The sequence below is a fragment of the Maricaulis sp. D1M11 genome (genome assembly GCF_047308265.1).
GTDB lineage: Bacteria > Pseudomonadota > Alphaproteobacteria > Caulobacterales > Maricaulaceae > Maricaulis.
Genome location: NZ_JBKQWY010000007.1, coordinates 39,007 through 55,394 on the forward strand (window position 1 = coordinate 39,007; position 16,388 = coordinate 55,394).

At 60.0% G+C, this 16,388-nt stretch carries 18 protein-coding genes; 14 read left to right on the plus strand and 4 right to left on the minus strand.

What is annotated here, in order from left to right; translation table 11 throughout:
• Positions 1 to 11 precede the first annotated feature (11 nt).
• From RMQ97_RS11140 to RMQ97_RS11150, 3 genes are read left to right on the plus strand one after another with little or no spacing between them, the layout of a single operon-like run.
• Positions 12 to 782 (plus strand): tyrosine-protein phosphatase, encoded by a 771-nt coding sequence (locus tag RMQ97_RS11140; RefSeq protein WP_413660955.1) that lies wholly within the window; start codon positions 12 to 14, stop codon positions 780 to 782.
• Positions 779 to 2,119, plus strand: coding sequence for an aminodeoxychorismate synthase component I (gene pabB, locus RMQ97_RS11145; RefSeq protein ID WP_413660956.1), 1,341 nt, complete (start codon positions 779 to 781; stop codon positions 2,117 to 2,119). Before RMQ97_RS11140 ends, pabB begins: the two co-directional genes overlap by 4 nt.
• Positions 2,119 to 2,868, plus strand: coding sequence for an aminotransferase class IV (locus RMQ97_RS11150; RefSeq protein ID WP_413660957.1), 750 nt, complete (start codon positions 2,119 to 2,121; stop codon positions 2,866 to 2,868). The genes pabB and RMQ97_RS11150 overlap by 1 nt, the downstream gene beginning before the upstream one ends.
• Here RMQ97_RS11150 and RMQ97_RS11155 read toward each other — a convergent pair.
• Genes RMQ97_RS11155 through RMQ97_RS11165 form a run of 3 tightly spaced genes read right to left on the minus strand, consistent with a single transcriptional unit; the run spans position 2,865 to position 4,409 of the window.
• On the minus strand, positions 2,865 to 3,401 hold the full coding sequence (locus RMQ97_RS11155) for a TadE/TadG family type IV pilus assembly protein (RefSeq protein ID WP_413660958.1): 537 nt from the start codon (positions 3,399 to 3,401) through the stop codon (positions 2,865 to 2,867). The two genes, RMQ97_RS11150 and RMQ97_RS11155, sit on opposite strands and share 4 nt — an antisense overlap.
• Positions 3,394 to 3,927: a TadE/TadG family type IV pilus assembly protein gene (locus RMQ97_RS11160; RefSeq protein WP_413660959.1), complete on the minus strand. Its 534-nt coding sequence runs from the start codon at positions 3,925 to 3,927 to the stop codon at positions 3,394 to 3,396. The genes RMQ97_RS11155 and RMQ97_RS11160 overlap by 8 nt, the downstream gene beginning before the upstream one ends.
• Before the next feature lie 14 nt (positions 3,928 to 3,941).
• On the minus strand, positions 3,942 to 4,409 hold the full coding sequence (locus tag RMQ97_RS11165) for a pilus assembly protein N-terminal domain-containing protein (RefSeq protein ID WP_413660960.1): 468 nt from the start codon (positions 4,407 to 4,409) through the stop codon (positions 3,942 to 3,944).
• A gap of 272 nt (positions 4,410 to 4,681) precedes the next feature.
• Here RMQ97_RS11165 and RMQ97_RS11170 point away from each other — a divergent pair, with 272 nt between their 5' ends.
• From RMQ97_RS11170 to RMQ97_RS11215, 10 genes are all read left to right on the plus strand, one after another.
• Positions 4,682 to 4,840 carry a Flp family type IVb pilin gene (locus RMQ97_RS11170; protein WP_413660961.1) on the plus strand — a complete coding sequence of 53 codons (159 nt, stop codon included), beginning with the start codon at positions 4,682 to 4,684 and terminating at the stop codon, positions 4,838 to 4,840.
• Between the two features lie 149 nt (positions 4,841 to 4,989).
• Positions 4,990 to 5,484: a prepilin peptidase gene (locus RMQ97_RS11175; RefSeq protein ID WP_413660962.1), complete on the plus strand. Its 495-nt coding sequence runs from the start codon at positions 4,990 to 4,992 to the stop codon at positions 5,482 to 5,484.
• A gap of 117 nt (positions 5,485 to 5,601) precedes the next feature.
• Positions 5,602 to 6,429 carry a Flp pilus assembly protein CpaB gene (gene cpaB / locus RMQ97_RS11180; RefSeq protein ID WP_413660963.1) on the plus strand — a complete coding sequence of 276 codons (828 nt, stop codon included), beginning with the start codon at positions 5,602 to 5,604 and terminating at the stop codon, positions 6,427 to 6,429.
• Between the two features lie 11 nt (positions 6,430 to 6,440).
• Entirely contained in the window at positions 6,441 to 7,901 is a 1,461-nt protein-coding gene (locus tag RMQ97_RS11185; protein ID WP_413660964.1) for a type II and III secretion system protein family protein, read from the plus strand.
• 11 nt (positions 7,902 to 7,912) lie between these two features.
• Positions 7,913 to 8,593 carry a CpaD family pilus assembly protein gene (locus RMQ97_RS11190; RefSeq protein WP_413660965.1) on the plus strand — a complete coding sequence of 227 codons (681 nt, stop codon included), beginning with the start codon at positions 7,913 to 7,915 and terminating at the stop codon, positions 8,591 to 8,593.
• A 19-nt stretch (positions 8,594 to 8,612) separates the two neighbouring features.
• Positions 8,613 to 10,103, plus strand: a complete 1,491-nt coding sequence (locus RMQ97_RS11195; RefSeq protein WP_413660966.1) for an AAA family ATPase — start codon at positions 8,613 to 8,615, stop codon at positions 10,101 to 10,103.
• Positions 10,104 to 10,109: 6 nt separating this feature from the next.
• Entirely contained in the window at positions 10,110 to 11,564 is a 1,455-nt protein-coding gene (locus tag RMQ97_RS11200) for an ATPase, T2SS/T4P/T4SS family (RefSeq protein WP_413660967.1), read from the plus strand.
• A 3-nt stretch (positions 11,565 to 11,567) separates the two neighbouring features.
• Entirely contained in the window at positions 11,568 to 12,557 is a 990-nt protein-coding gene (locus tag RMQ97_RS11205) for a type II secretion system F family protein (protein ID WP_413660968.1), read from the plus strand.
• 3 nt (positions 12,558 to 12,560) lie between these two features.
• Positions 12,561 to 13,553 carry a type II secretion system F family protein gene (locus RMQ97_RS11210; protein ID WP_413660969.1) on the plus strand — a complete coding sequence of 331 codons (993 nt, stop codon included), beginning with the start codon at positions 12,561 to 12,563 and terminating at the stop codon, positions 13,551 to 13,553.
• Positions 13,554 to 13,615: 62 nt separating this feature from the next.
• Positions 13,616 to 14,113, plus strand: coding sequence for a hypothetical protein (locus RMQ97_RS11215; protein ID WP_413660970.1), 498 nt, complete (start codon positions 13,616 to 13,618; stop codon positions 14,111 to 14,113).
• Between the two features lies 1 nt (position 14,114).
• Here the strand turns inward: RMQ97_RS11215 and RMQ97_RS11220 are convergent, their stop codons facing one another.
• Complete coding sequence (locus RMQ97_RS11220) at positions 14,115 to 14,924, minus strand: tetratricopeptide repeat protein (protein ID WP_413660971.1); 810 nt, start codon at positions 14,922 to 14,924, stop codon at positions 14,115 to 14,117.
• Positions 14,925 to 15,036: 112 nt separating this feature from the next.
• On the opposite strand from RMQ97_RS11220, the gene RMQ97_RS11225 reads away from it, so the two are divergent.
• Positions 15,037 to 16,386 (plus strand): leucyl aminopeptidase family protein, encoded by a 1,350-nt coding sequence (locus RMQ97_RS11225; RefSeq protein WP_413660972.1) that lies wholly within the window; start codon positions 15,037 to 15,039, stop codon positions 16,384 to 16,386.
• Positions 16,387 to 16,388 lie beyond the last annotated feature (2 nt).

The window sequence follows — 16,388 nt, forward strand, 5'->3', positions numbered from 1 at the left end:
ACCTCCATCATATGGAACGAGTCACTCTGCTTGATAATGTCTATAACTTTCGCCACTGGCACGGGTATACCGGCCTTGATGGCGCGGTTATTCGCCCGGGCCTCTTCCGGTCCGGTCATTTCGCCCATGCCAGCGACGCGGATCTGGACCATTTTCACGGACTGAATATCGCTGTGGTGGCTGACCTGCGCCGTCCACGTGAACGCAATCAGATGCCGTCTCCTTGGCTCGAGACGCCCGGTGTCACCACCCTGTCGTCTGATCAGAATGATCATCCCGAACCGCCGCACCTGGAATTTCTGCGCAAGGGCGATATCACGCCTGACACCGTGCGTGGTTACATGCTCTCCGCCTATCAGCGTATCCCCACTGAAGAGGGCAATCAGATCGTGTTTCGCAATGCCTTCCGGGCTCTGGCGAACGGCGATGCCGAGTCCGGCTTCCTCGTGCATTGTGCGGCGGGCAAGGATCGGACCGGCCTGTTTTGCGCCCTGGTTCTTGATACGCTCGGTGTGGACCGGGATGTGGTCATGGAGGACTATCTCCTCACCAATACGGCGGTGGATTATGATCGCCTGGTCCCGGCCTTTCAGGGACGGTTGCGCAAGGATATGGGGCTGGAGGTGGATGAAGAGGCCATGCGGGTCTTCCTCGGTGTCCATGCCGATTTCCTCAATGAATCCTTTGCGACCATTGGTTCGTCGCACGACTATCTGACCGGCGCCTTGGGCATTACCGAGGACGAGATCGAAGCGCTCAAGGCGCATTGGCTCGACCGGTGACGTCGCATACAGGCGGCCCGGAGGTCGCGCAGACACAGGCCCTGTCCAAGACTCTGGACTGGTTCGATCCGGTCAATGCTTTCGCGCCCTTCGCCCAAACACCCTGGTCATTACTGCTGCATGATGCGGTGTCGGGGCGATCACGCCTGTTCATCGCGCCTGGCGAGGTGTGTGAAGGGCAGGACCGCGAGACCTATGATGCATGGACGCAGCAGGTCAGATACGGTCCGCAGGGCGGGATCTGGGCCGGGCTTCTGGGATATGACCTGGCCGGTGCTTTTGAGCGATTGCCGACCTTTGAACGGGCTGCACCGGATCTGGCCATGGGCTATTATCCGGCCTGGCTGGAGTTTGACGAAACCTCCAAGACGGTTTGGCTGAAGGGGCAGTGCCAGACCACGATGGACCAGCTTCTGGCCGTCATCAAAGCGGGGCAGGCGTCAGGGGAAATCCCGTCTCATCCAGTCCCGGCTGGGGGTGAGCTGAGCCCCTTATGGTCACGTGACGCCTATATCGAGCGAGCCCGACAAGCGCGCGATTACGTCCATGCGGGCGATGTGTTCCAGCTAAACCTGTCGCAGCGCTTCTCCGGGATGTTGGGGGCACATGACACGCCATACGATGTGTTTCGACGCCTGATGCAGGACAGTCCCGCGCCCCATGCGGCGTATTTTTGCCTGTCGAGCGATCGTGTTCTGGCAACTCATTCCCCAGAACGCTTTATCGCTGTCACCGCGGGCGCGGTTGAAACCCGGCCGATCAAGGGGACGCGACCGCGCGGTGCGACACCTGACGAGGACCAGGCGCTCGCCGCGGAATTGCTCGACAGCGGCAAGGACCGCGCGGAAAATCTGATGATCGTGGACCTGATGCGCAATGACCTCTCGCGGGTGTGCGTGACAGGGTCCGTGAAGGTGCCGCAATTGTGCGGTGTCGAAACCTATTCGAATGTGCATCACCTCGTGTCCAGCGTGACCGGGCGACTGGCTGAAGGCACTGACGCGCTGGATTTGCTGGCAGCCAGTTTCCCGCCCGGATCGATTACCGGAGCGCCGAAAGTGCGCGCGATGGAGATCATTGCGGAACTGGAAGGGGAGGCCAGGGGGGCGTATTGCGGCGCGCTGGGGTGGATGTCTGGCACGCAGACCCTCGATCTCAATGTGATGATCCGGACTGTGATGTTTGAGCGGGCCGGGCCTGACTGGTCGGTGGTGATCCGCTCGGGCGGGGGAATCGTGGCCGAGTCCGATCCGCAAGCCGAGTATCAGGAAACGCTGACGAAGGCGTCCGGCCTGTTCCAGGCCATTACAGGTCACGGTGCAATGGAGGGGCTGTGATGCGGATCTGGCAGAATGGCGAGATGGTCGCCGATACCATCGCCAGGCCGAGCTTGCAGGACCGGGGGTTCACGTTGGGGGACGGGTTGTTTGAAACCCTGCGGTTTGAAGGCGGGGAGATTCCCGGCCTTGAGCGTCATCGAGCCCGTCTGACACGGTCCTGTGCCGTGTTGGGGTTTGAGAACCCGTTTGACCGATATGATCTCGCTCAGGCGGCTCGCACGTTGTGTTTCGAGCACAACCTCGCCCAGGCCGCCTTGCGCCTCACCATCAGCCGGGGCGAAATGGCGCGAGGTCTGGCTCCTGCCCGGACTGAGAACGCGCAGGTGTGGATGACCGCATCCCCTCTGGCGCCGCCGCCCGACAGTGTCTCCCTGGGCCTGGTCTCGATCTGCCGCAATTCCACCAGTCCGGCATCGGTGCACAAGACCCTGTCTTACACAGATGGTCTCCAGGCGCGTCGCATGGCTGATGGCATGGGGGCGGATATGGCCTTGATGCGGGATGAAGCGGGGCGGCTGGCGTCTGCAGACTGTGCCAACCTCTTCTGGCGACGGGAGGGCCAATGGTTCACGCCGTCGGAGGCGTGCGGCATTCTTCCCGGTACGATGCGTGCGCGGGTCCTGGAGGAACGGGGCGTGATCGAAGGCGAATACCCGCTTGAAGACCTGCTGGCGGCTGACCGGATCACCCTCACCAATGCCTTGATGGGAGAGGTCGAGGTCAGCCGGATAGTCGGGGTTGGCTAGTCGCGAGCCACGAAAGAGGTCAGGCGCGGGCGCAGGTAGAATTCTTCTGCAATATCGATCCTGCCAATTCCGAGCTGATTGAAGACGGTGTTATACTCGTAGGACACTTCCACCATGATCACGGACGTGTTGCGCGAAAGCACACCTGTGGGCATGCTTGGCGTTGATCCCACTGCGAGCGGGGACATGCCCTCGGCGTCCGACCACATCACCTCGACATCATCATTCATGTCCATATAGACATTGGAGACACGGACCTGCAGCGGTGCTCCGTCGAACGGGACCAGAATGGCCTGACCCGCCGCGAAGATATCAGCCATTTCCTGATCGGTTATTACATCATCCTGGGCCACAAGATCGGCCATGGCGCTGGCCGTCGATGTGATCTTGCGGTCAATCGTCAGCGCCACGCTGACATCAACCGCACCCAGATACATCAGCAGCATCAGCGGGGCGATCAGGGCAAATTCGACCGCGGAAATGCCCGCTTCATGGCGGCGAAAACGGGTGAGGAAACGCAAAAGACTAGTCATCGAACGGCTCGTTCCGGAATACGGTCGCGGCCGTGACCAGGCGCTGATTGTTTTCCATATTGGTGAGGAAGCCGCCGAAATCGGGCAGAATGACTTCCCACTTGTAGTAGACACGGACCAGAACGATATCACCTGCGTCACCGGGCTCGAAATCCATGCCGCCGGTGTTGAGAGATCCATCCGGATTGATCGGACTGTCCTGCTGGACGTCACCAAAGCCGTTGAACACCTTCACATCGACTTCCAGCTGGTCACAATTCCCGATCACGGCAATCCGATCGCAAATCGCGGCGGTGAAGCCGGCGCGGCTCATGCCGGCGCCCTGCGCGGCGCCCGTGCGGATATCGCGTGCGGTTTCCAGCATGGCGTTTTCCAGAACCGCTCCGACAAAGAAGATCGCGGCGATCTCCATCAGGGCAAACAGCAGGAAAAAGAACGGTCCCGCGATCAGGGCAAACTCCACGGCCGTAGCCCCGGAACGGGCCCGCCGATAGCGTCGCAGGAAGCTGGAAAAAGACCGGATCATGGTGTTCGGGTGGCTTATTGCGGCAGAGTGTCTTCGCCCAGGGCCTCTTGGGCGATGGTGAGGCGATCATCCTGCTGCTGGGTCAGGGCTGTGGTGCGAGATGTCTCGTCGCCGACGCGCGGAATCTCGTTGCACGTATCACCACAGCTCAGCGTATGACGGTTGGGGCCTCTGAACAGCGCGACCTGATCGGGATTGTCGAGCGAAACCACAATGTCTTCGGAATAAATCACCCGTCCAATCCGATCGAGCGCGATCACATTGGTCCGGCCTTGCAGGCGACCGGTGAGGATCAGTGTACGACCATCATGGACCATGGCGTCCGCAATGGAGGGATTGCCGATGACCACGGCGGAGGCTTCCGCGGGCAGGCGTACAATGCGGGCATGTTCCGCCGGCAGTGTCATATCGGCCAGGCTCGGTGCGGTCAGACCCGCAAGGGCAATAACAGGGGCCACAAGGGCCAGGCATTTGCGAAACATGGGTCGAACTCCGCGCACTCGTCTTGATCTATGGCGGCCATCCTCTCGCGCGCGTGTGAATTCTTTCTAAATCCAGCTCCACAAATTTTCATGTGTGTCAATTTGGGTCATTAGTAATGTGTAAACTATAGATGCCCGTTTCTGATATAAAGAATTTGGTAAGCATGGATTTTTACTTGGTGGCAATTCTTCTCGTGTTTAGTGGGCATCGTTCAGGAGGGGTCGGGATGGATGCCTTCTGAGGGTGCGATACCTAACACGGGAGAAGACAAATGAAGTTCATCAATCGCTTTTTCAAAGACGAGTCTGGCGCAACCGCTATTGAGTATGGCCTGATTGCCGCTCTCATCGCTGTTGTCATCATTGGCGCTGTCACCGCTCTGGGTGCTGGTGTTCAGACCAACATGCAGGCTGTTGCTGACGCGCTCTAAGTCGCTCAGTCAAAAGCAATCAAGCGAAGGGCCGTCCGCATTGCGGGCGGCCTCTTTGTTTTATCTATACTTCGGAATCGCATCCGGAAAACTGAATATTAAGGCTGAGGCGCTAGACGTCTGGGGACACCGCATGAGGGAGTGCCCCAATGAGCCAGATCGCCCTGTATCTGTTTGCCGTCCTGATGATGATGGCGGCCTATTTCGATGCTACGCGCTTTACGATTCCAAACTGGCTGTGCGGTCTGGTCGCCCTGACCTTTGTGGTGGCGGTTCCCTTTTCAGGTCTCGGCTGGAGTGAGCTGGGTCTGCACGCCTTGACGGGGTTTGCCGCGCTGTTGCTGGGCATGCTCCTGTTTGCCACGGGCACGCTGGGCGGGGGAGATGCCAAGCTTATTGCGGCTGCGGCCCTGTGGTTTGGCTGGCCAGACACGGGCTGGTTCATCGGTTTCACGGCTCTCGCCGGGGGTGGAGTGGCCCTGCTGCTCCTGACCCTGAGACGCACCGTGCCGATGTTGCCGGTTCCCGGAGGCTGGATCGAAGGCTCGGCTCTGGAAGATGGCGCTCCGGTTCCCTACGGAATCGCGCTGGCGGCGGGGGCGTTGATCGTCTTACCGGGGCATGCGTTTTTCGCTGGGGTTTGAACGCCTTACAGTGAAATCGCAGGATAGGCGGGATTGAACCGACATCATTAACGCGCCCTTGAGACTTTCAGCGTCAGATTGTGACCGTATTTGTGCGTCTTGAAGGGATAATGCGTCATGAACGCGGTCCGCATCGCTATCCTCGTCGCTGCCGGTGTGGCGGCCATTGTTGTCGCCTTCCTTGTGCGTCAGACCATGTCCAGCGAACCCGTTGTGGAAGCGGTTGTGGAAGAGCGCCCGGCGGTCCGGATCCTGGTGGCACGCAATGATCTTCCGATTGGCGAGCGGGTGAGCGCAGGTGATCTCTTCTGGCAAACCTGGCCGGATGAGGGTGTGAGCCCGGGCTATATCGTTGAAGGGCGCGGACAAGAATTATCCGATTATGTGGGCGCGGTGGTGCGCAATGAAATCGGGCAGGGTGAGCCGATCACCGGTCGCCGCCTGGTTCAGCAAGGCGAGGCGGGTTTCATGTCCGCCGTTCTGTCGCCGGGCATGCGGGCCGTTGCCGTGCCGATCTCGGCGGAAACCGGCGCGGGTGGTTTTATCCTGCCGAATGACCGTGTGGATGTGATTGTCTCCTTCCAGGCCGAGGAAGAAACCGGCCGCTCCTCGCGCCGTTTCTTTTCCGCAGAAACCCTCGTTGAAAATGCCCGTGTCTTGGCGATCGACCAGAGCTTCCAGGGCGATGATGAAGATGAATCCGTCATTGGTGAGACGGCGACGCTCGAACTGACGCCTGACCAGGCCCGCGCTGTTTCTCTGGCCGTAGCGCGTGGCGAAGTGACCTTGATCCTGCGCTCCATGACTGATGCCAGCGGCGGCCCGGTCCTCGTTCAAAATGATGATGCCGGTGCTTCCAGCAGTTTTGACAATAACCGTTCCAGCTCCGTGACCTTGATCCGCTATGGGCATGCCCAGCAGGTCGCGATGAGCGGCGACAACTGAGGATACTGACCATGATGCGTCCCTTCCTCTCCGCTCTGGCTTTGAGCCTCCTGGCGCCGATGGCGAGCCAGGCCCAGGTCAATGAGCGCGGCAATACAATGCAGGTCTATATCCGAGAGCCCGGCCAGGGTCCGGTGTCCGAAAGCCTGGCGCTGCCGCTCAGCAAGGCTGCCGTGGTCCACCTGCCGTCTGATGTCTCCGATGTTCTTGTGACCAATCCGGAGGTTGCGGATGCGGTGGTGCGCACGCCGCGGCGGACATATCTGATGGGTATGGGTGTCGGCCAGACAAATGCCTTCTTCTTCAATGCCGCCGGGGATCTGGTTCTGGATCTGGACATCCGGGTCGAGCGGGACCTGGCGCCCCTGCAGGACAGTCTTCAGCGCTTCCTGCCAGACAGCCGTGTGACAGCCGAAGCGATGAATGATCACATCGTCCTGTCGGGCAGTGTGCCGAACGCAGCCTCAGCGGATGCTGCCCTGCGGATTGCCCAGCGATGGGTGGAGGACCCGGAACACATTCTCTCCATGCTGGAGATCGAAGGTCGTGAACAGGTCATGCTGAAAGTCCGCATCGTGGAGATGGACCGGACGATCGTTCGCCAGCTGGGCGTCAACCTGGCCACAACCGGTACATCGGGTGAGTTTGACTTTGCCGTCGCGACCCAGAACGAGTTTTCCCTGGTGGGCCGTTTCCTCAATGGTGTCACAGCGGGCGTGGACTGGACCAATACGGGTGGCGGAGCCATTGATGGTGTTTCCGCCGCTGTCCAGGCCATGGAGCGTGTCGGCCTTGTGCGGACACTAGCCGAGCCCAATCTGACCGCAATCACCGGTGAGAGCGCCAACTTCCTGGCCGGTGGTGAATTCCCGGTCCCGGTCGGTCGCGACCGTGAAGGCAATATCATCATCGAATTCAAACCGTTCGGTGTGGGCCTGGGCTTTACGCCGGTGGTCATGTCGGAAGGGCGGATCAGCCTGCGGATCTCCACGGAAGTCTCCGAGCTGTCCACCGAGGGCGCGCTGACCTTCTCCGAGAGTGTTGTGACCGATGATGACGGAAACATTGTCGGCACAGTGGATGGTCTGACCATTCCGTCGCTTACGGTGAACCGTGCGGAGACCACTGTTGAACTACCTTCGGGCGGCAGTCTTGTCCTGGCGGGCCTCATCCAGGAGGAAACGCGGCAAAATCTGGATGGCATGCCCGGAGCCATGGATATTCCGGTGCTGGGCGCCCTGTTCCGCAGTCGCGACTATGAAAACCAGGAAACAGAACTGGTGATCCTGGTTACGCCTTATCTGGTGGATCCCGCCAATCCCAACGCTTTGGAGACACCGGCGGACGGGTTCATGACGGCGTCCGAAGCCTCCAGCCTTCTGTTTGCCCGCCTGAACCGAGCCTATTCCGTACCGGGATCCGATACTGGAAACCGCGCCTGGAATGGCCCGATCGGCTTCCTGTTCGACTAGGAGTGATGACGATGACACTGACCTCGACCCGTCTCATCCTTGCCGGTCTCACGGCGTCCCTTAGCTTGCTGAGCGCGTGCGCGATCCCGGCGGATACCTCCATTTCAAGCCTGCCGCGGGCCACGGCGGAAGCCGAGACCATGCGTTTCGATATGCCTGTCAATCCGGCAGACAACGGGCTGACCTGGGCGCAGATCGACGCGATTTCTGTGCTGGCCGACGAATACAAGGCGCGCGGCCATGGACCGCTGGTGATTTCCTATCCTCAGGGCGGGAGCAATGAGCAGGCCGCCATGCAGGCGATCGCCCTGGCCCGAACTCAGTTCTACGACGCCGGTATCGACTGGCGGCAGATTACGGGCGGGGCCTATGACGCCCGGGGCCTAGGGCATGCACCGGTGATTTTCAGCTTCACGCGGTATCGGGCCGTCGGACCCGATTGCGAGCCAGGCTGGGATAATCTGGCCACTGAATTCGACAATGTCCGTCACCGCCGCTTCGGCTGTGCAATGGCGGCCAATCTGGCGGCGATGATCGCCGATCCGCATGATCTTATTGCTCCGCGTGGTCAGGAACCGAGCGATAGCGGACGGCGTCAGACCGTCATCGACCGGTATCGGGCCGGTCAAAACACCGCCACCGAGCGCGGCGACAGCGAAAGCGGTCTCGCCTCGCAGGTGAACAGCAATTAGAGGGGGAGGAGGACGTCACATGGGTAAGGCACAACACGCCATGAACGCAGATCCCCTGCTCGATGGACAGGATCCGTTCCTGGCCGCGGACGAAGTTGAAGCGCTGCTGCTGGGTGAGGGCCCGGTCGCGGAGGACAATACGGCTTTTGGCGCCGGGACGGATCAAATCGATCCTTTTGTGGCTGACGCCCAATCGGTTGCAGACGCGCCCGCGGAGGTCAATCCGGCCTTTGAGGAATTGCGCGACGAGATCGCTGCAGCGGGTCTGACCATGCCGGCCGGCGAGGCTCTGTATGGGGAAATCGACAGCGAGATCCCGGACCAGCCCGTACCGCGTATTTCGATTGCGGCATTCTGCGAACGTCCGGAAACCGGGGCTCTGATCCACAATGCTGCGGATGATCGTCGCCTGGCCAAGGCGCATGTCACCGTCGAACTTGGTGGACTGCCGGTCGCCATTGAGCGCTTTCACGACGAGAGCACGCCCAATCTGTTGATCGTGGAAAGCGGTATGAGAGGCAGGGGCCTGTTCGACCAGCTCGAACAACTCGCCAGCGTGTGTGACCCCGACACCAAGGTGGTCATCATTGGCGCCGCCAATGACATCACGCTCTATCGTGAGCTGATCAAGCGCGGGGTCAGCGAATATCTGGTGCCGCCCATGTCACCGCTGCACCTGATCCGCACCATCTCCGAGCTGTTTCTGGATCCCGAAGCACCGTTTGCGGGCAAGACCATTTCCTTCATTGGCGCAAAGGGCGGTGTGGGTTCCTCCACGATTGCCCATAACGCAGCCTGGTGCCTGACTGAAGGCATTCATGCTGACGCCGTTCTGATGGACATGGATCTCTCGTTCGGAACCGCCGGGCTGGACTTCAATCAGGACCCCGCCCAGACGCTGGGTGATGCCCTGTCGGAACCGGAGCGGTTGGACGAGGCCCTGCTTGATCGTCTTCTGGTGCGTTGTACCGATCGTCTCAGCCTGTTCTCAGCGCCTGCCACCCTGGACAAGGACTGGGAGTTTGCGCCGGACGCCTATGACAGCGTGCTGGAACTCGTGCGACGTCAGGCGCCCTATGTCATTCTGGATTTGCCGCATCTGTGGCTTCCCTGGGTGCGCCAGACGGTGATCGGGTCTGATGAGGTGGTGATCACGGCCACTCCGGATCTGGCATCGCTGCGTAATGCCAAGAATCTGATCGATCTCGTGCATTCGGCCCGTCCCAATGACGAACCACCGCGCGTGATCATCAATATGGCAGGCACTCCCAAACGTCCTGAAATTCCGGTCAAGGACTTCGCGGATGCTCTGGGCACAGCCCCCGTTCTGGTTTTGCCGTTTGAGCCGCAGTTATTCGGTAAGGCTGCCAATAATGGTCAGATGATTTCGGAACTGGATGGTCGCTCCCGGGCTGCGGAAGGCTTTTCCCATCTCGCGGGTGTGCTTACAGGTCGGGCTCCGGCGGCCATGCCACAAAAATCCTTCCTGGCGAAACTGTTCGGAGGCTAGGTCTAGATGTTCGGCAAACGCGCGGGGGGTGTCACGCCCCGAGTAGCACCCACACCGGCCGAGGCACCTGCTCCGGCCGCTACGGAGGCGCGTCCGGCGAGCGTAAAGGCCAATCCGAAACCGGCCGCCAAGCCGATGCCAAAACCGGCGCCCAGGCCCAAGCCCGTCGCCGCGGAAAGCGAACGGTCCGAAGAATACTACGCGATCAAGACGACCATTTTTAATGCTCTGATCGATACCATCGATCTGGGTCAATTGGCGCGACTGGACCAGGAAACGGCGGCGGAGGAAATCCGCGACATCGTGACCGAGATTATCTCGATCAAGAATGTCGCGATGTCGATCGCCGAACAGGAGCAATTGCTCCAGGATATCTGTAATGATGTCCTGGGTTACGGCCCGCTGGAACCCTTGCTGGCCCGCGATGATATTGCCGATGTGATGGTCAATGGCGCCGATGCGGTCTTCATCGAGGTCGACGGCAAGGTCGAGAAGACCAATATCCGCTTCCGCGACAATGGTCAGCTGATGAATATCTGTCAGCGGATCGTGAGCCAGGTCGGGCGTCGGGTGGATGAAAGCTCGCCGATCTGTGACGCGCGTCTTGCCGATGGCTCACGGGTGAACGTCATCGCGCCGCCTTTGGCGCTGGACGGGCCGACGCTCACCATCCGGAAATTCAAGAAAGACAAGTTGACCATGGAAAACCTGGTCAACTTCAACTCCATCACGCCTGAAGGCGCACGCGTTCTGGGCGTGATTGGCGCCTGCCGCTGTAACGTTCTGATTTCAGGCGGTACCGGTTCGGGCAAGACCACCCTGCTGAACTGTATGACCGGCTTCATCGAGCATGATGAGCGCGTGATCACCTGCGAAGACGCCGCCGAACTTCAGCTGCAGCAGCCGCATGTGGTGCGACTGGAAACTCGTCCTCCCAATCTGGAAGGCCAGGGTCAGGTCACCATGCGCGATCTGGTGAAGAACTGTCTGCGGATGCGCCCCGAACGGATCATCGTGGGTGAGGTCCGGGGGCCTGAGGCCTTCGACCTGTTGCAGGCCATGAACACCGGTCACGACGGCTCAATGGGAACACTGCACGCCAACTCACCGCGTGAAGCCATGTCGCGGGTCGAATCTATGATCACCATGGGCGGCTATTCACTGCCGGCAAAGACGATCCGCGAAATGATTGTCGGATCGATCGATGTCATCATCCAGGCAGCCCGCCTTCGCGACGGTTCGCGGAAAATCACGCACATCACGGAAGTGGTGGGCATGGAAGGCGATGTGATTGTCACCCAGGATCTGTTTGTCCACGAAATCCAGGGCGAGGACGAGAATGGCAAGATCAAGGGACGTCACGTGTCCACTGGCATTGCCCGTCCCAAATTCTGGGAGCGGGCGCGGTATTTCGGTCTGGAGCGTGAACTGGCCCAGGCTCTCGACGCGTCGGAGGCCTGATCCATGTCGGACATGACATTTATCCTGGTCGCAGCGCTGGCCTTTTTTGCGATTGGCGGCGTGGGTTGGGTGTTTGCGGGATCTGCCGGTGATGGCAAGGCGCGCAAGCGTGTCGGCCAGATCTCGGGTGGGCAATTACAGCGTGGCAAGCGCCACTCGTCTGCGCTGGACCAGGCGGCCCAGAAACGGCGTCAGATCCAGGAAAGCCTCAAGGATATGGAACAGCGTCAGCGGGATGCCCGTAAAAAGACGCTGACCCTGCGCGCTCGCATCCAGCAGGCCGGTTTGACGCTCGAGCCGACGACGTTCTGGATCTATTCCGGGGTTGCCGCCGTGCTAGCGGCGGTTGTGATGTTTTTCACGGGCCAGAACCTGATCCTGACATTCGGCTCGGTGATCATTGCCGGCCTTGGACTGCCGCGTTGGTGGCTGGGTTTTCTGCGCGGGCGTCGGCAGAAGAAATTCACCCAGGAATTTGCCAACTCACTCGATGTGATCGTCCGCGGCGTGAAATCCGGCCTGCCGCTCAATGAGTGTCTGAAGATAATCTCGACGGAATCGCCCGAACCCCTGAAATCGGAATTCCAGATCCTGGTCGAGGGGATTGCAGTGGGTGTTTCGCTGGAAGATGGCCTCAACCGCATGTGTGAGCGCATGCCCCTGCCAGAACTCTACTTCTTCACCACCGTCCTGGTGATCCAGCAAAAGACCGGGGGTAATCTGGCTGAAGCCCTGGGCAATCTCTCGACGGTGCTGCGCTCTCGCAAGATGATGCGCGAAAAAATCGGCGCTCTGTCATCGGAGGCCAAGTCCTCTGCGATGATTATCGGCTCCCTGCCGCCGGGTGTTCTGGGTATCGTCTACGCCACAACCCCGTCTTATATGAGCACCTTGTTCACGCATCCGACCGGTCAGCTGATGCTGCTGGGTGGGGCCACATGGATGGCGATCGGCATTTTTGTGATGCGCGGCATGATCAATTTCAAGATTTGATCCATGTTCGATTTTCAAGACATACGCGATTTTCTGATCGACCCGACCAATTTGCTGACGTTGGTCGCCGGAGCTCTGGTCTTCGCGACAGTTCTCACAGTAGCGGCGCCCGCCCTGTCCGGTGACAAGACAGACAAGCGTATCAAGGCCGTGCAGAACCGTCGTGAGGAGTTGAGACGCAAAAGCCGTGAGAGCATTGACGCTGCGCATCGTGAGCGCAATAGCGGTTCGATCCGCGGCGATGAAGCCAAGGGCATGATGCGCCAGGTCGTAGACGCCCTCAATCTTCAGAAAGCTTTTGAGGACCCCGCCCTCAAGATCAAGCTGGAACAGGCGGGGCTTCGCGGAAACAGACCCGTGGTGGCGTTTTACTTTTTCCGCCTGGCCTCGCCGATCCTTCTTCTGATTGGGGCGCTGTTCTACCTGTTCATGGTCAATGATTTCGGCTTGCCGAGCATTACCCGTTACTGTTTCGCCTTCGGGTTCGGCTTGCTCGGCTATTATGCACCCAACCTCTACCTGTCCAACACGGCCGCGAAACGCCAGCAATCCATCATGTCAGCCTTCCCTGATGCGTTGGACCTGCTCCTGATCTGTGTCGAATCAGGCATGTCCGTCGAGGCGGCCTTCCAGAAGGTTTCGACCGAAGTTGGCACACAATCGCTTGAATTGGCCGAAGAACTTTCCTTGACCACCGCCGAGCTCTCTTATCTCCAGGAACGGCGTCAGGCCTATGAAAACTTGGCGCGGCGTACCAATCACCCCGGCGTGAAGGCCGTGTGCACATCCCTCATCCAGGCCGAGCGCTATGGTACGCCGCTGGGGCAGGCATTGCGGGTGATGGCCAAGGAGAACAGGGATATGCGCATGGCGGCTGCCGAGAAAAAGGCGGCATCGCTCCCGGCAAAGCTGACCGTGCCCATGATCGTGTTCTTTCTGCCCGTGCTGTTTGTGGTCATCCTCGGACCGGCTATTATTCGCATCAATAGTATGTGACGGATCGGTTCTGGCGCGCTAATTGAATAGCGTAGACCATGTTGCACAGGTGGACACAGCCCATGTTTTCGGGGCGACAATCAGCAGAAAAACGGCGCGCAAACATTGAAAGCGCGCGCGAGGCCGCGACTTCGGCGCTTCGGCTTATTGTCAAGGATGATCTGAAATCCGCCCGCAAGGCCCTGTCCACGGCGCCCAAAACCCACTTCGCCGATGTCGGCTGGATGGTGGAGATGGCCAGCGCCGTGATCGATCTGAAAACGGGGCGTCAGAAGCATGCCCTCAACAAGCTGATCGATATCTGCGCCCGCCTCGATGAGACCTCGCTGTCGCGTGATGACAAGAGTTATCTGCGGCTTTATGCGCTCTACCGGACGGCGGAAGCATCCAAGTCCGGCAAGGCTCCGCTGGAGTTACGTGCCTTGGTGGAGGATTTCCGGTTTGACCACACGCTGGTCAGCCCGACCGTGCGCCGGGATTTTCCGCTCAAGAAAGTGGAGGAAAACGAGACGGCACCCCCGCCGCCACCTCCGCCGCTTAAATCACAAATGGATTTTTAGATTAGCGACTACCGGTCGCCGCAGTGCGCAAGGCATCATACCGGCGTGTGGTCGTCAGCATGGAACGGATATACGCCATGTTGGCGTCGACCATGTCCGGGCTGGTATCCACACTCGCCATGTCTTCCGCTTCCTGAAACCGCCCCTGCAGGGCCAGGACGAGGGCCAGGTTCTGACGGATGGTGGCATCGGCACCCGGGCGGATCATCGCCTCACGCAGCAGGCGTTCCGCTGTTGCTGGATCGCCGGACATGGCGTGAGACAAGGCAAGGTTCGACAGGATTGACGCCTCTGCAGGTTCCAAGTCCAGGGCCCGCTGGAAGTGCTGACGGGCCTGATCGGGATCGCCAGCCTGGTCATAGGCGACACCCAAAGCATTGAGAACGCGCCAGTCATCTGATCGCTGCGTCAGTGCCCGGTTGAGCGGCTCAAGGGCCGCGGCCCCTCGGCCGGACGAGGCCAGGGCTGTCCCATAAGCAAGCAAGAGATCATGATTGTCCGGATAGAGGGCTAGGGTCTGACGTCCGATCTCGGCGGCGCGTACCGGATTACCCAGCTTGCGCAGAACGATGGACAATTCCGTAGCGGCTTCAAGATCAGATGGATTGAGATCATGCGCTTCCGCCCAGAACGCGGCTTGCGTCAACAGATCCTGGCTGCGAATGGCCTGGCGTTCGTCGAAACTGGCAGGAATGATGTTTGTGCTTTCCAGGTCAGCGGCCAGCGCATCTTCCGCTGCGGTGCGGTCCGTGGTGGCACAGGCCCCCAGAGCAAGAAGAAGACAGGGAAAGACAAGGCTGACACGGCGCATGGCGGGTTCCTGACTGTGAGTTACCCTTGAAACTGCGCCATGGAGTTCAAGAATGGGTTAACACTGCGTTTCTAAACCGCGCTCCAGGCCCTTGACCCAGGTGATATCCAAGATGTTTGCCAAGACTGCTTCGTCCTTCGTCCGTCTCGTTTCTGCCCAGGATGCCGAAGCGGCTATCCAGGCCTTGCCTGACGCCCAGCGTGGCCTCGCGGCCCGTTTCACCGGCAAGCCGGGGCAGATCGTATTGCTGCCGGGCGATGCGGAAGTTGCAGCCTGGCTGGGCATTGGATCGGGTACGGATGTGTTTGTTCTGGGCCATGCCGCTAAAACCCTGCCCGCCGGGGATTGGTCGATCGCGAATTTGCCCGATGGATGGGATCCCACGCTCTGCACCACCGCGTGGGCTCTGGGCGGGTATACATTTGATAGGTTCAAGCCGGCTGGGATCGAGCTCGCTCGCCTGTGTCCGCCGGCGGCAGCAGACACTGAAGACGCCCGGCGTATTGCTGAAGGGGTGATGCTCAGCCGCGATCTCATCAATACGCCTGCCGATCGCATGGGGCCGGAGGGTCTCGAGGCAGCGGCACGGAAATTGGCCGAGCGCCACGGCGCCACGGTTTCGGTTGTGACGGGCGATGATTTGCTGACCCAGAATTATCCGATGATCCACGCGGTCGGGCGCGCTGCATCGGAAGCGCCCCGTCTGATCGAGCTGGAATGGGGCAATCCGGATCACCCGCGCATTGCCCTGGTCGGCAAGGGTGTATGTTTCGACAGCGGTGGTCTGGATATCAAGGCCGCGGCTTATATGCGGCTTATGAAGAAGGATATGGGCGGGGCAGCCAATGTTCTCGGTCTGGCGCACATGATCATGTCGGCGGGTCTGAATATCCGCCTGCACGTTCTTGTCCCGGCTGTAGAAAACGCCGTGGGCGCGGGCGCCTTCCGGCCCGGTGACGTCCTGGACAGCCGCCAGGGTCTGACTGTTGAAATTGACAATACCGATGCCGAGGGGCGTCTGGTGCTCGGGGATGCATTGACCAAGGCGGGTGAGCATGATCCTGCGCTGGTCATTGATATGGCGACGCTGACGGGCGCAGCCCGAGTGGCCCTGGGACCGGAGGTCATGCCCTTCTATACGGATGACAACGAGCTGGCTTTGGATCTGGCCGAATCGGGAATAACCACGGCTGACCCTTTGTGGCGCATGCCCTTGTGGGAGGGGTATGATCGCTGGATGGACGGGTCCATCTCTGACCTGGTCAATGGCGCGGATACGCCTTTCGCCGGGTCGATCACAGCCGCACTCTTCCTGCGCCGATTTGCGCCATCATCCGCACCCTGGGTCCATTTTGATATCTTTGGCTGGAATCCGAAGGATCGCCCCGGCCGTCCGAAAGGCGGAGAGTCCCAAGCATCGCGCGCCATTTACCATATGCTTAAGAAACGCTTCCTAGATTAGCG